The sequence below is a fragment of the Rhodococcus artemisiae genome (assembly GCF_036327795.1).
In the GTDB taxonomy this organism is placed as follows: Bacteria; Actinomycetota; Actinomycetes; order Mycobacteriales; family Mycobacteriaceae; genus Rhodococcus; species Rhodococcus artemisiae.
The window spans coordinates 354,236-368,311 of the sequence record NZ_JAUTXY010000003.1 but is presented as its reverse complement, the minus strand read 5'-3'; the positions used below and the strand labels follow the sequence as shown (position 1 = coordinate 368,311).

Sequence of the window (14,076 nt, the reverse complement as noted above, 5' to 3'; positions counted from 1 at the left end):
GTCGTGCTGATCGGTCGAGTGGTCGTCTGGTCGTCAGACGGGCCGCGTGTGGCCGTCGCCCCACACCACCCATTTGGTGGAAGTCAGTTCGGGTAGGCCCATCGGGCCGCGAGCGTGCAACTTCTGGGTCGAGATTCCGATTTCGGCGCCGAACCCGAATTGCTCCCCGTCGGTGAAGGCGGTGGACGCATTGACCATGACGGCCGCCGCATCCACCCGCGCAGTGAACTCACGGGCGGCAGCGAGGTCCGAGGTGACGATTGCCTCGGTGTGGCCCGTGCCGTACTTGTCGATGTGATCGACCGCATCGTCGAGACCGTCGACGACTGCAAGGGCCACGTCGAGGCTGAGATACTCCTCGGCCCAGTCGTTCTCGGTTGCGGGAACGAGTCCGGGTAGGTCGCCGTGAACGGTCACGCTGTGAGACTGCAGGACCTGCAACAACTTCGGCACGACGGTGTCTGCGACGGCCTTGTCGACGAGGATCGTCTCGGCGGTGTTGCACACGCTCGGCCGGCGTGTCTTGGCATTGACGACGATCTTCTCCGCCATCACCGGATCGGCGGCAGAGTGGATGTAGACGTGGCAGTTCCCCACACCGGTCTCGATGGTGGGCACAGTCGCGTCGCGGACGACCGCCGAGATCAGGCCGGCACCGCCGCGCGGAATCACGACGTCGACGAGCCCCCGGGCCTGGATCAGGTGCGTCACCGACGACCGGTCGGCGCTCGGCAGCAACTGCACCGCATCTTCGGGCAATCCCTGAGCGGCGAGCGAACCCCTCAGCGCCTCCACGAGCGCAGCATTCGAATGTGCTGCGGACGACGAGCCGCGCAGCAACGCTGCGTTGCCCGACTTGAGTGCGAGACCGAACGCGTCGACGGTGACGTTCGGGCGCGCCTCGTAGACCATGCCGACCACACCGAGCGGCACGCGGAGCTGGCGGAGTTCGAGCCCGTTGGGCAACGTGGAGCCGCGCACCACTTCGCCGACCGGATCGGGCAGTCCGGCGACCTGACGCAGACCCGATGCGATGCCCTCGATGCGGGCCTCCGTCAGACGCAGTCGATCGAGGAGAGATTCCTCGGTACCGCCTGCGCGCGCGGCGTCGATGTCGGCGGCGTTGGCCTCCAGTACCGCGTCCGACGCAGCGAGAAGCGCGTCGGCTGCCGCGTGCAAGGCGGCATCCTTCTGCGCGGTCGTGAGCAGGGCGAGACGCCGCGAGGCGACACGGGCACCGCGAGCGGCAGCGTGCACCGCCTCGCGGGTGTCGATCGCCTCGGCTTCCGCGGAACTCGATGCGGTGGAGTCAGGGGTCACGGCAGTCATGGCCACAGCGTAGTCGCGATGGTGACCGAGCCGACAGGCAGCTCGGGCCGGAACGGGCTTCAGCCTCGGCAGGAACGGGTATCAGCGCAGCCCGGTGCCCCGCGCAAGTGCAGTGCGGATCAGGGTGGACACGAGTTCGCGGTTGTCGATGCCGACGGCCTCCCACATCCGCGGATACATCGAGATCGACGTGAAACCGGGCATCGTGTTGATCTCGTTGATCACCGGACCGTTCTCGGTGACGAAGAAGTCCACCCGGGAAAGTCCCTGGCAGTCGAGTGCGCGGAAGGCGCGTACCGCCAGGTCGCGGATCTCGTCGGACACGTCGTCATCGAGCTTGGCCGGAACGTCGAATTCGCACACGTCGTCGAGGTACTTGGTGTCGAAGTCGTAGAACGCTTCGTGATTGCCCGAGGAATCGGGCATGCGGATCTCGGCGACGACGCTGGCCCGGACATCGCCGTCCGGAAACTCGAGGACGCCACATTCGACCTCGCGGCCGACGATCGCCGATTCGACGATGACCTTCGGGTCATGTCGGCGTGCCTTGTCCACAGCGGCGTCGAACGACGCCCAGTCGGTGACGCGGCTGATGCCGATCGATGATCCACCGCGCGCGGGCTTGACGAACGCGGGCAGACCCAGGCGATCCTTCTGGTCGTCGGTGAGCGTCGCGACGCCGGGGCGGAGCACGATCTGGAAGCCGACCGGCAGGCCTTCCGCTGCGAGCAGTTTCTTGGTGAATTCCTTGTCCATACCTGCGGCGCTCGCGAGGACGCCCGGCCCCACGTAGGGAATCCCGGCGAGCTCGAGCAGCCCCTGGAGGGTGCCGTCCTCACCGTTGGCGCCGTGCAGCACGGGGAATACGACGTCGACCGACGCGAAGACCTTGCCGAAATCGCCCTCGTCGAGAGCTACGAGGTCGCCACTTCGCGTCGGGTCGGCGGTGAGCACCAGCGCGGACCCTGTGGTGTCGACGACGGGCAGTTCACGCCCGGCCATGGCGAGCTTCTCCGGATCCGAGCTTGCGAGTACCCAGGCGCCATCCAGGGTGATCCCGACCGGGACGGCTTCGAAGAGGTCGGGATCCAGGTTGCGCAGGACGCTGCCTGCCGAGACGCAGGAGACGGAATGTTCGTTGCTGCGGCCGCCGAACACGACAGCCACCCGGGTGCGGGGGTTACTCACGGCACATACCGTACCGGTAACGGCGGTTTCGGCCCCAGCCGGTTTCCCGTGGTTCACGAGGTGTGTAGCGCTGCATCAAGATCGGCGAGCAGATCGTCGGTGTCCTCGATACCGCACGACAGCCGCACGAACCCCGGAGCCACCTGATCACCCCAGCGGGCGCGCCGATCGGCCGTTGTGTGGATCCCACCGAAGCTGGTTGCAGAGACGACCAGCTCCGACGAGCGCACGAAGCGGTGGAAGCGGTCGGCGTTGTCGAGCCGGAAGGTGACGAGGGGACCGAACCTGCGCATCTGCGCCGCCGCGACAGGGTGAGCCGGGTCCGTCGGCAGGCCCGGATAACGTACGCCCGCGACGGCGGGATGCTCTGCCAGCATCTGCGCGATCGCCTGCGCGTTCGCGCACTGCCGCTCGAAGCGCAATCCCGCCGTACCCAGACTCCGATGGGCGAGCCAGGTCTCGAACGGGCCCAACACGGTCCCCGACAGCAACCGCTCACGATCGATGCGCGGAAGCAGGGTGTCGTCGCGCACGGCGAGGTACCCGAACAGCAGATCGCTGTGCCCGCTGAGCGATTTCGTGCCGCTGGCCACCACGACGTCGGCGCCGAGGCAGAGCGGCTGTTGGCCGAGCGGCGTGGCCGTCGTGTTGTCGACCAGCAGGAGTGCACCGGCCGCGCGACAGGTCGCTGCGGTCGCCGCAAGGTCCACGGTGTCGAGGCCCGGGTTCGACGGAGTCTCGACGAGGACCACCGCACCCTCGGGCGCATCCGCGAGCACGGTGCCGAGCGTGCCGTCGCCGAACTCGGGCACCGACAGTTCGTGGACCACCGCACCGAAGGGTTCGAGACAGTCACGCGCGTACATGCGCACCTGGTAGTAGCCGTCCGACGGGACCACGACCACCCCGCCGGGGCCTGCCAGCGCACGGAGTGCAACGGTGATCGCGGACATCCCGGAGCCCACGACGCGAGCTGCGGACGCGTCCTCGAGGGTTGCGAGTGCCCGTTCGAGGTCGCGCCATCCGGGGTTCGACGCCCGTGCGTAGGTGTCCGACTCGGTGAGTTCGTCCTCACCGAGTCGATACGGCGCCGCGAACACCGGCCCCCTCTGCAAGGGATCCCCTGGAACACCTTCTACAGCAACAGCTTCGACGCAGCGAGTCGAATCTCCGAGCATCAGGATCACTCCGGCTTCACACGGCGACCGAGCAGCAACCCGATCGCGTCCTGGACGGACATGCCCTCGTGGCAGACGCGATGCACTGCGTCCGTGAGGGGCATCTCGACGTCGTAACTGGCGGCAAGTTCCCGCACCGACGTACAGGATTTCACTCCCTCGGCCACCTGACCGTGCGTGGCTTCCTGAGCGCTCTCGAGCGTCCCCCCTCGACCGAGACGCTCCCCGAAGGCCCGGTTGCGTGAGAGCGGTGAGGTGCACGTGGCGACGAGATCGCCCACCCCCGCCAGACCCGACAACGTCGCGGGCTTGGCCCCGAGCGCCGTTCCGAGTCGGATGATCTCGGCGAGACCGCGGGTGATGATGCTCGCCACCGTGTTGTCCCCCAGACCTACACCGGCGGCCATGCCACACGCGAGCGCAATCACGTTCTTACACGCACCACCGATTTCACACCCGACGACATCGGTGTTCGTGTAAGGACGGAAATACCCTGTAGCACAGGCCTTCTGAATTTCGATCGCGCGGGTGGACTCGGGACACGCGATCACCGTGGCGGCAGGCTGACCTGCCGCGATCTCACGCGCGAGGTTCGGCCCGGACAGCACCGCGATCCGATTCCGGTCCGCTCCCGTGACCTGGCCGACCACCTGACTCATCCGCATCAGGGTGCCGCTCTCGATCCCTTTCGCAAGACTGAGCAGGGTCGTGTCGTCGGCGATGTCGTCCCGCCACTGCGCGAGATTGACCCGCAGCGTCTGGGACGGCACCGCGAGAACGGCGAAGTCGGCGCCGTCGAGCGCCACCCGGTGATCGGAGGTGGCAGACAGGGTTGCAGGCAGATCGACGCCGGGAAGATAGTCGGGGTTCTCGTGCCGCTCGCGTATGGACCGCGCCATCTCCTCCCGGCGCGCCCAGACGGTCACGTCGGTACCCGCCTCCGCGAGAACCTTCGCAAATGCCGTCCCCCATGAACCCGCACCCAGTATCGCCGCTTTGGTCACACGGTCCCCCTCACTCGTCTCGTTGTGCAGTCGTCTCGCTGCGCTGTCGTCCCACCGCATCACGGCCTCGCCGGATGCATCTCCACCACGGGTGCGTCCAGTATCGCCCAAACCCGGTGGGTACACCGCGAGACGGCACGCCGGGATGCATCCGGTCGTGGAACTGGCAGAATCCCGAGAATGACCGATGTGCACGTGCTCGTCCCCGTCAAGGCATTGAGCCTGGCGAAGACACGGCTCGCACACATCCTCGAGCCGTCCACACGCTCCGACCTGGTCGTCGCAATGCTCATCGACACACTCGCCGCGGCCTTGGGACTACCCGGTGCTGTCGCCACCGTGGTGACGTCGGATCCGATCGCAACCGACGTCGCGCTCGGGCACGGCGCCCGGGTACTGCCCGATCCCGTATATCGTGGCGAGTCCGATCCCCTCAACGCGGCACTCGACGTCGCCGCTGCACACGTTCGCGCGCACTCACCGGGAACCGATCTCGTCGCACTGCAGGCGGACCTTCCAGCTCTGCGATCATCGGAACTCGCGGCTGCGCTCACCGAAGCACGACTGTTCGGCAGAGCGATTGTCGCCGATCACACCGGCACCGGAACCGCGGCTCTGTTCCAGTGCACGCCGGATGGTCCACTCGAGCCCATGTTCGGAGTCGACTCCGCGCGACGGCACGTCCGATCCGGAGCGAAGGCGCTGACCGAACCACTGGACGGGCTGCGCTTGGACGTCGACACCATCGACGATCTCGAGGCGGCTGTCCGGCTCGGCACCGGCGCCGCCACGAGTCGGGTCCTCGACCGGATCGGGTTCGCGCTCCCGGAACGATCACCCGGCATCCACTGACTCACGGATTCATGATGTTCCTGCAACAATGAGGTAGTGACCCACGGCGATACCACCGACTCGAACGTCGGATCCGAAGATGCATATCCTGCCCGCGCCGTTTCCCGATCAGTGCGTGCGACCGCACCCGCTGCACCGCCCGCCGCGGCCGAACACCGCGTCCTGGGCGCGGACGGACTTCCGGCCGACCGATACCTCAACCGAGAATTGAGCTGGCTGGATTTCAACGCGCGTGTACTCGCCCTCGCCGAGGACAAGTCGATCCCGCTTCTCGAGCGAGCGAAGTTCCTGGCGATCTTCGCGTCCAATCTCGACGAGTTCTACATGGTTCGGGTCGCCGGCCTCAAACGCCGCGCGGAAACAGGACTGTCGGTACGGTCCGCCGACGGCCTGTCGCCGAGAGCGCAGCTCGCACTCATCGCATCGAGCACGCAGGAGCTCGCCGGCCGCCAAGCCCAGGTCTTTCTCGAGTCGGTGCTTCCCGCCCTTGCCGCCGAAGGTATCTCGATCATCCGTTGGTCGGATCTGGACGAGCCCCAGAAGATACGGTTGACCCGATACTTCGCCGAGCAGATCTTCCCCGTCCTCACTCCGCTCGCCGTGGACCCCGCTCACCCGTTCCCCTACATCAGTGGGTTGAGCCTGAATCTGGCTGTCACCGTGAAGGATCTGAATTCGGCGGGCGAGCATTTCGCGCGCGTGAAGGTCCCCGACAACGTCGACCGGTATGTCCGGGTCGACCAGGTCGACGGGTCGCACGAGATTCCGCTCTTCCTCCCTCTCGAGGAACTGATCGCTGCGCACCTCGACGTTCTGTTCCCCGGAATGGAGGTCGTCGAGCACCACGCATTCCGAGTCACCCGTAATGCGGATTTCGACGTCGAGGAGGACCGCGACGAAGATCTGCTGCAGGCCCTCGAACGCGAACTCGCGCGCCGCCGTTTCGGGTCTCCCGTACGGCTCGAGGTCTCGGACGACATGACCGAGCACATGCTCGAATTGCTACTGCGTGAGCTCGATGTCGATCCGTCCGATGTGGTGCAGCTGCCGGGTCTGCTCGATCTGTCCAGCCTTTGGCAAGTACACGCCGTCGACCGCCCGGACCTCAAGGATGCTCCGTTCGTGCCGGCAACGCACCCTGCGTTCGGCGAACGCGAAACGCCGAAGAGCGTCTTCTCGACGCTGCGCGAAGGCGACGTGCTCGTCCATCATCCGTACGAGTCCTTCTCCACGAGCGTGCAACGTTTCATCGAGCAGGCGGCCGCTGACAGCCAGGTATTGGCGATCAAGCAGACCTTGTATCGCACCTCCGGCGACTCCCCAATCGTCAATGCGCTCATCGCCGCAGCTGAGGCCGGCAAGCAGGTCGTCGCACTGGTCGAGATCAAGGCACGGTTCGACGAGCAGGCGAATATCCAGTGGGCCCGCAAGCTCGAACAGGCCGGCGTCCACGTGGTGTACGGACTGGTGGGCCTCAAGACCCACTGCAAGACCTCGCTCGTGGTCCGCCGTGAGGGATCGACGATCCGGCGCTACTGCCACATCGGCACCGGCAACTACAATCCGAAGACTGCTCGGCTGTACGAGGATGTCGGTCTTCTCACATGCTCACCCGAGATCGGCTCCGACCTGACCGACCTGTTCAACACCCTCACCGGCTACTCACGAAAAGCGCAGTACCGCAATCTTCTCGTGGCTCCGCACGGAGTACGCAAGGGCATCATCGAGCGCATCGAGCGCGAGATCGAGCATCATTCGACAGGCAAGCCCACAGGAATCCGCCTCAAAGCCAACGCGCTCGTCGACGAACAGGTCATCGACGCGCTGTACCGCGCTTCCCGCGCCGGTGTCTCCGTGGAGATCGTTGTTCGCGGAATCTGTGCCCTCGTGCCGGGTGTGCCGGGGCTGAGCGAGAACATCACCGTGCGATCGATTCTGGGACGATTCCTCGAACACTCCCGCATCCTCCACTTCCGTGGCAGCAACGAGTTCTGGATCGGCAGCGCCGACATGATGCATCGCAATCTCGACCGCCGCGTCGAAGTGATGGTCCAGGTGAAAGACCCTCAGTTGTGCTTGCAGCTGGGCCAGATCTTCGACTCCGCGCTGGATCCCGCAACTCGGTGCTGGACCTTGGAATCCGATGGTGCCTGGTCCGCGAGCCCCGCGCCGGGGACTGCCGCGCGCGATCATCAGGTCGAGCTCATGCGGATTCGCACGTCGTGAACGGAGGACATGTGACCAAGCTATCGGACGAATCGTCCCCCGAAGACATCCTTGCGGCGGGGACGGTTCTCTGGAGACCCGGTGAGGGGGGCCTCGAACTGGCCCTGGTCCATCGGCCGAAGTACGACGATTGGACTTTCCCGAAGGGCAAGCTCGATCCCGGGGAGACACCGATCGTTGCAGCGCTCCGGGAGACCGAGGAGGAGACCGGATTCCGGGCTGTTCTCGGGCGTGGCCTCGGAAGAGTCACCTATTCCCTTCCCGGGTCCGGGGCGAGCGAAGCGACGGGGGATTCCGGGTCCTGGGCGAGCGAAGCGACGGGGGATTCCGGGTCCTGGGCGAGCGAAGCGACGGGGGATTCCGGGTCCGGGGCGAGCGAAGCGACGGGGGATTCCGGGTCCGGGGCGAGCGAAGCGACGGGGGACGTTCTGTACCCGCGTAAGCAGGTCGACTACTGGACGGCTCGGTGCGAGTCCGGCGACTTCGTCGCGAACGACGAGGTGGACGCCCTCCGATGGGTTTCGCCCGACACTGCTTTCGATGAACTGACGTATTCGATGGACCACACGGTGCTCCGCCGATTCCTGGAATTGCCGATCGATACCCGGACGGTGCTCGTCGTACGGCACGCCAAGGCCGGCAGTCGTAGGGACTACGACGGTGACGACCGGGCCCGCCCGCTCGAGGAGAAGGGCCGGAGGCAGGCCGCTGCGCTGGTGCCGCAGCTGTCCGCCTTCGGTGCCGATACCCTCTTTTCGGCCGACCGTGCGCGATGCACCCAGACGATAGAACCGCTTGCCCATCTCCTCGGCGTCGATATCGCTCTGGAACCGTCACTGTCGGAAGAGGACTACACAGCCGATCCCGCGCTCGCCCGCAAACGGATCGCCGACGTCATCGAGAGCGGGACGGTCCCCGTCCTGTGCAGCCAGGGGGGTGTGATTCCGAATCTTCTCCAGTGGTGGTCGGAAGAGTCGGGTTTCGATCTCCCAGAGGGTCGCACCCGTAAGGCGAGCACATGGATCCTGTCGTTCCACTGCGGGCGGCTCGTCGCGGCCGAATACCTCGACACTCCCCTCGCCCCTGGACAGGCCTGAGTACCAGCAAGGATTCGGGCACCGCGAAACCCGCCCCTCGCCTCCATCGGACACAACTTCGGCGGCTACCGGAAACCGGTAGCCGCCGAAGTGCTCAGCCCGCAGTGCACGGGCCGATGAGATGTCGCACAGACCTACTTCTTGGCCGCGGACTTGCGAGCCGTGGTCTTCCGCGCCGGAGCCTTCTTGGCCGCGGTGGTCTTCTTTGCTGCCGCGGTGGTCTTCTTGGCCGCCGTGGTCTTGGCCGGAGCCTTCTTGGCCGCGGTGGTCTTCTTTGCTGCCGCCGTGGTCTTCTTGGCTGCAGTGCTCTTGGCCGCGGTGGTCTTCTTGGCCGCCGTGGTCTTGGCCGGAGCCTTCTTGGCCGCGGTGGTCTTCTTTGCTGCCGCCGTGGTCTTCTTGGCCGCAGTGCTCTTGGCCGCCGTGGTCTTCTTCGCCGCCGCGGTGGTCTTCGCCGCGGTGGTCTTCTTTGCCGCCGCCGTAGTCTTCTTGGCTGCGGTCTTCTTGGCAGCCTTCTTCGCAGCAGCGGACTTCTTCACTGCCGCAGCGGCACCGCGCTTGACTGCCGGACCACTCGCCGGGAGCTTCTGGGTGCCGGCGATGACCGCCTTGAACTGAGCACCCGGGCGGAAAGCCGGAACCGACGTCGGCTTGACCTTGACGGTCTCACCCGTACGCGGGTTACGAGCGACACGAGCCGCGCGACGACGCTGCTCGAACACACCGAATCCGGTGATGGTGACGCTGTTGCCGGCATGCACGGCGCGAACGATCGCGTCGACGATGTGCTCGACAGCGTCCGTCGCGGTGCGCCTGTCCGAACCGAGCTTCTCGGTCAGAACGTCGATCAATTCTGCCTTGTTCATTGATTTCCTCCGCATATCACGGTCCACCGTCAGACCGACTCGAGTCCACGGTAGCCCCGCAAACGGTCAAGAGTCTATGTGCCACGCCAATTCTCATGCAAATACGGGGACGGGCCCGCGCCGAATCCGGTTCGGCGCGGGCCCGCACGGCGGTGTCGGAGGCTCTTGTCAGGGCACCTCGATGGTGCGCGGTTTCCAAGAAGGCCTTGCCTTCTCGTACTCGGAAATCGCTTCTACCTGGCGTAATGTCAGCCCGATGTCGTCGAGACCCTCCATCAGACGCCACCGTGTGTAGTCGTCAATGGTGAACGGCACCACGGTTGTTCCGGCGGTCACAGTCCGACTTTCCAGACTCACCTCGAGTTCGAGACCCGGCTGTTGTTCGATGAGTTTCCAGAGCAATTCGACATCGTCCTGGCCGACCTGAGCGGCGAGCAGTCCGGCCTTCCCGGCGTTGCCGCGGAAGATATCGGCGAAACGCGGCGAGATCACCACCCGGAAGCCGTAATCGGACAGGGCCCAGACGGCATGCTCTCGGGAGGATCCCGTTCCGAAATCCGGGCCGGCCACGAGAACGCTGCCGCGGTCGAACGGGGGTGTATTGAGGATGAAGGCCGGGTCGGTGCGCCATCCGGCGAACAGTCCGTCCTCGAATCCAGTGCGGGTGACCCGCTTCAGGTACACCGCGGGAATGATCTGATCGGTATCGACATTGGACCGGCGCAACGGAACGCCGATGCCCTTGTGAGTAGTGAAGGCTTCCATCGAATTCTCTCCTCGTCCCGTGCTCTAGTCCAGATCCGCCGGGGCGGACAGTGTGCCGCGAACGGCGGTGGCGGCGGCCACAGCCGGGGACACGAGGTGTGTTCGCCCACCCTTGCCCTGGCGGCCTTCGAAATTGCGATTCGACGTCGATGCGGAACGCTCGCCCGGCGCAAGCTGATCGGGGTTCATTCCCAGGCACATCGAGCAGCCGGCCTGACGCCATTCCGCGCCTGCCGCAACGAAGATCTCGCCGAGACCTTCGGACTCGGCCTGAGCACGAACACGCATCGATCCGGGAACAACGAGCATCCGAACGCCTTCAGCAACCTTGCGGCCCTTCAGAACCTCGGCGACTGCCCGCATGTCCTCGATGCGGCCGTTGGTGCACGACCCGACGAAGACGGTGTCGACCTTGATCTCACGCAAGGGCATACCCGGCTCGAGGTCCATGTAGCGCACAGCTTTCTCGGCTGCGTGGCGCTCGGTCTCGTCGGCGATCTCTTCCGGTACCGGCACCGATGCGCCGAGAGGGAGGCCCTGCCCCGGATTGGTTCCCCACGTGACGAACGGGGTGAGCGCGCTGGCGTCGATGTGGACCTCGGCGTCGAAAACTGCGTCCTCGTCGGTCTTCAGCTGCTCCCAGGCAGCCAGCGCAATATCCCAGTCATCGCCCTGCGGTGCGTGCGGGCGCCCCTTCAGGAACTCGTAGGTGATCTCGTCGGGCGCGATCATCCCTGCCCGGGCGCCCGCCTCGATCGACATGTTGCAGATCGTCATCCGAGACTCCATAGAGAGCTTACGAATCGCCTCGCCGCGATACTCGAGCACGTAGCCCTGTCCGCCTCCGGTACCGATCTGCGCGATGATCGCAAGAATCAGATCCTTGCTCGTGACACCCGCGGGCAGTTCGCCATCGACATTGATCGCCATCGTCTTGAACGGACGCAGCGACAACGTCTGGGTTGCCAGTACATGCTCGACCTCGCTGGTGCCGATGCCCATTGCGATCGAGCCGAACGCTCCGTGGGTGGCGGTGTGGCTGTCGCCGCACACCACCGTCATGCCGGGCTGTGTCAGGCCGAGCTGAGGGCCGACCACGTGCACGATGCCCTGCTCGAGGTCGCCCATCGGGTGCAGCCGCACGCCGAACTCTTCGCAGTTTCGGCGCAGTGTCTCGACCTGTGTGCGCGACACGGGATCAGCGATCGGCTTGTCGATGTCGATCGTCGGGACGTTGTGATCCTCGGTTGCAATCGTCAGATCGAGACGACGCACGCCTCGCCCGGCCAGCCGCAGGCCGTCGAATGCCTGCGGGCTGGTGACCTCGTGTACGAGATGCAGGTCGATGTAGATCAGGTCGGGCCGACGCGCCGAACCCTCTCCTTCACCGCGCACAACCACGTGCTGGTCCCACACCTTCTCTGCCAGAGTCTTTCCAGCCATTCTCTCCACCTGTCGTACGTGCCGTACGCGAACCCGAAGCTCGGGGCTGTCCGAGTCGCGTCTGGTGCCGTTTCCGTCCCGAACCGGATGCGCTATGCTTCCCACTATGCGAGACGGAGGTATCGACCTATGAGACAGCATAGCGGGATCGGCGTGCTGGACAAAGCGATGACGGTCCTCCACGCGGTGGCAGAGCAACCATGCAACCTCAACGAGTTGTGTGCGCGCACCGGCCTACCGCGTGCGACAGCACACCGTCTCGCGGTCGGACTCGAGGTCCATCGCCTCCTGATGCGCGACGGCGACGGCCAATGGCGACCCGGCCCCGGCCTGGCCGAACTTTCTGCAGGCGCAGGCGATACGCTCGTCGAAGCGGCTTCTCTCGTCCTCCCCCGGCTTCGCGAGATCACCGGGGAGAGCGTGCAGCTGTATCGCCGGGACGGCACGCAACGCGTCTGCATCGCCGCACTCGAACCGCCGACCGGCCTGCGCGACACCGTTCTCGTCGGGTCCCGCCTCCCGATGACGGCCGGATCCGGCGCCAAAGTTCTGCTCGCATGGGCCGATACGGCCACCCAGCGCACCCTCCTTCCCGATGCCGCCTTCGGAGAACGCGTGCTCTCCGAGGTCCGCAGACGCGGGTGGGCGCAGAGCGCAGCCGAGCGCGAACCCGGTGTCGCCTCCGTGGCCGCACCAGTGCGCGACGGCAATGGCGCGGTGGTGGCGGCGATCTCGGTTTCCGGCCCGATCGACCGAATGGGCCGCCGACCGGGCGCTCGCTGGGCTGCCGACCTACTCGCCGCTGCAGAAGCACTGCACAAGCGTTTGTAATCCGCAGAATTCGGGCCGCTGGCGCACGAGCGGCGTTGGTGGCACACCTCGACCGGGTGTGCCACAGTTCTGCGCATGGGTACGAACCGCCGCGCAGAGATCGCTATGACAGCACCGGAGATCAACGATTTCCTCCACAGGAGCCGCGTCGCCACACTGGCATCGCTGGGACCGCAGGGCACACCGCATCTGGTGGCCATGTGGTACGCCGTGCAGGACGGCGAGATCTGGTTCGAGACGAAAGCGAAATCGCAGAAGGTCGTGAACCTTCGCCGCGACGATCGCATCACCGCACTCGTCGAAGCCGGCGACACGTACGACCAGCTGCGCGGCGTCGCGATCGAAGGTCGCGCCGAGATCGTCGATGATCACGACACCCTGTTCGGCGTCTGCCGAGACGTGTGGGAGCGCTACACCGGCCCGTACACGGACGACGTGCGCCCCGCCGTGGAACAGATGATGCACAAGAGGGTGGCGGTACGGGTGGTGCCGCAACGCATTCGGTCCTGGGACCACCGCAAGCTCGGCATGCCCGCTGTCCCCCTCGGCGGCACGACCGCCGCGTACATGCCTCGAGCCGGTCGTTGACGGCGAAAATCACGCGACAGGCCGCTCCTGCCGCGCTACATTCGCCATCAGGAGGGAGGTAGGAGAGAGATGACCGACCCGGCAAAAGAACGCATCAAAGAAGAGTTCCTCGCAGCGCTCGAACGCAAGAAACAGAGCAAGAGCGGCGGCACAGCACATCTCGACGCGACGTCGAAGGCCCACGGTCCGCATGCCAATGCAGACCACCACCGCCAATTCCGGCGCAAGAGTGGCTGACCACCAGAAAGGAAGAAGACCCTCCGGAAATCCGGAGGGTCTTCTTCGTTGTAGCCCCGATGGGATTCGAACCCACGCTACCGCCGTGAGAGGGCGGCGTCCTAGGCCGCTAGACGACGGGGCCAGGACCTTGCCCGGACTCGATCGACCGTGTCCGGTGATCGAACCCTACAGAAGAAGAATCCCTCCGACCCGGAGGTCGGAGGAGATCCATGGTAGCCCCGATGGGATTCGAACCCACGCTACCGCCGTGAGAGGGCGGCGTCCTAGGCCGCTAGACGACGGGGCCAGGATCTTCTTCTGTTTGCGCTCCCCGGAGGAAGCTCAGCCAGCCTAAACCGGCTGAGATACGATGGCAAATCACCGTATCGCAGCTGGGGTACCAGGACTCGAACCTAGAATGGCTGAACCAGAATCAGCTGTGTTGCCAATTACACCATACCCCAATGGTTTGTTCCTTCGGCCTGCGCTGTTT

General features: G+C 65.6%; 13 protein-coding genes and 3 tRNA genes. 6 read left to right on the top strand and 10 right to left on the bottom strand.

Going from position 1 to position 14,076, the window contains the following annotated elements; all coding sequences use genetic code 11:
• Positions 1 to 33: 33 nt before the first annotated feature.
• The 4 genes from Q7514_RS09290 to Q7514_RS09275 all read right to left on the bottom strand — a co-directional run bounded on the left by Q7514_RS09290 (position 34) and on the right by Q7514_RS09275 (position 4,699).
• Complete coding sequence (locus Q7514_RS09290) at positions 34 to 1,329, bottom strand: glutamate-5-semialdehyde dehydrogenase (RefSeq protein WP_330132949.1); 1,296 nt, start codon at positions 1,327 to 1,329, stop codon at positions 34 to 36.
• Between the two features lie 81 nt (positions 1,330 to 1,410).
• The gene (locus tag Q7514_RS09285) at positions 1,411 to 2,517 is read right to left on the bottom strand and encodes a D-alanine--D-alanine ligase family protein (protein ID WP_330132948.1); all 1,107 of its coding nucleotides are present in this window, start codon (positions 2,515 to 2,517) and stop codon (positions 1,411 to 1,413) included.
• A 53-nt stretch (positions 2,518 to 2,570) separates the two neighbouring features.
• A complete protein-coding gene (locus tag Q7514_RS09280; protein ID WP_330132947.1) occupies positions 2,571 to 3,695 on the bottom strand; it encodes a cystathionine gamma-lyase in 1,125 nt (374 codons plus the stop codon).
• Between the two features lie 5 nt (positions 3,696 to 3,700).
• Positions 3,701 to 4,699, bottom strand: coding sequence for an NAD(P)H-dependent glycerol-3-phosphate dehydrogenase (locus tag Q7514_RS09275; RefSeq protein WP_330133098.1), 999 nt, complete (start codon positions 4,697 to 4,699; stop codon positions 3,701 to 3,703).
• Positions 4,700 to 4,879: 180 nt separating this feature from the next.
• On the opposite strand from Q7514_RS09275, the gene cofC reads away from it, so the two are divergent.
• Genes cofC through Q7514_RS09260 form a run of 3 tightly spaced genes read left to right on the top strand, consistent with a single transcriptional unit; the run spans position 4,880 to position 8,874 of the window.
• Entirely contained in the window at positions 4,880 to 5,551 is a 672-nt protein-coding gene (cofC, locus tag Q7514_RS09270) for a 2-phospho-L-lactate guanylyltransferase (protein WP_330132946.1), read from the top strand.
• 36 nt (positions 5,552 to 5,587) lie between these two features.
• Positions 5,588 to 7,777, top strand: coding sequence for an RNA degradosome polyphosphate kinase (locus tag Q7514_RS09265; RefSeq protein ID WP_330132945.1), 2,190 nt, complete (start codon positions 5,588 to 5,590; stop codon positions 7,775 to 7,777).
• Positions 7,778 to 7,788: 11 nt separating this feature from the next.
• Positions 7,789 to 8,874, top strand: a complete 1,086-nt coding sequence (locus Q7514_RS09260; protein ID WP_330132944.1) for an NUDIX hydrolase — start codon at positions 7,789 to 7,791, stop codon at positions 8,872 to 8,874.
• 134 nt (positions 8,875 to 9,008) lie between these two features.
• Here the strand turns inward: Q7514_RS09260 and Q7514_RS09255 are convergent, their stop codons facing one another.
• From Q7514_RS09255 to leuC, 3 genes are all read right to left on the bottom strand, one after another.
• Positions 9,009 to 9,737, bottom strand: a complete 729-nt coding sequence (locus Q7514_RS09255; RefSeq protein ID WP_132470841.1) for an HU family DNA-binding protein — start codon at positions 9,735 to 9,737, stop codon at positions 9,009 to 9,011.
• 168 nt (positions 9,738 to 9,905) lie between these two features.
• Positions 9,906 to 10,502, bottom strand: coding sequence for a 3-isopropylmalate dehydratase small subunit (leuD, locus tag Q7514_RS09250; protein ID WP_330132943.1), 597 nt, complete (start codon positions 10,500 to 10,502; stop codon positions 9,906 to 9,908).
• A 24-nt stretch (positions 10,503 to 10,526) separates the two neighbouring features.
• Positions 10,527 to 11,945 (bottom strand): 3-isopropylmalate dehydratase large subunit, encoded by a 1,419-nt coding sequence (gene leuC / locus Q7514_RS09245; protein ID WP_330132942.1) that lies wholly within the window; start codon positions 11,943 to 11,945, stop codon positions 10,527 to 10,529.
• A gap of 129 nt (positions 11,946 to 12,074) precedes the next feature.
• Between leuC and Q7514_RS09240 the strand changes: the two genes are divergently transcribed.
• The 3 genes from Q7514_RS09240 (at position 12,075) to Q7514_RS09230 (ending at position 13,601) form a co-directional block, all read left to right on the top strand.
• Positions 12,075 to 12,776: an IclR family transcriptional regulator gene (locus tag Q7514_RS09240; protein ID WP_330132941.1), complete on the top strand. Its 702-nt coding sequence runs from the start codon at positions 12,075 to 12,077 to the stop codon at positions 12,774 to 12,776.
• Positions 12,777 to 12,851: 75 nt separating this feature from the next.
• Positions 12,852 to 13,364: a pyridoxamine 5'-phosphate oxidase family protein gene (locus tag Q7514_RS09235; protein WP_330132940.1), complete on the top strand. Its 513-nt coding sequence runs from the start codon at positions 12,852 to 12,854 to the stop codon at positions 13,362 to 13,364.
• Between the two features lie 69 nt (positions 13,365 to 13,433).
• Positions 13,434 to 13,601, top strand: a complete 168-nt coding sequence (locus Q7514_RS09230; protein ID WP_330132939.1) for a DUF5302 domain-containing protein — start codon at positions 13,434 to 13,436, stop codon at positions 13,599 to 13,601.
• Positions 13,602 to 13,652: 51 nt separating this feature from the next.
• On the opposite strand, the gene Q7514_RS09225 is transcribed toward Q7514_RS09230, so the two are convergent.
• From Q7514_RS09225 to Q7514_RS09215, 3 genes are all read right to left on the bottom strand, one after another.
• Positions 13,653 to 13,725 (bottom strand) — tRNA-Glu (locus tag Q7514_RS09225).
• An 89-nt stretch (positions 13,726 to 13,814) separates the two neighbouring features.
• Positions 13,815 to 13,890, bottom strand: a tRNA-Glu gene (locus tag Q7514_RS09220).
• Positions 13,891 to 13,975: 85 nt separating this feature from the next.
• A tRNA-Gln gene (locus Q7514_RS09215) sits at positions 13,976 to 14,047 on the bottom strand.
• Positions 14,048 to 14,076: the final 29 nt, after the last annotated feature.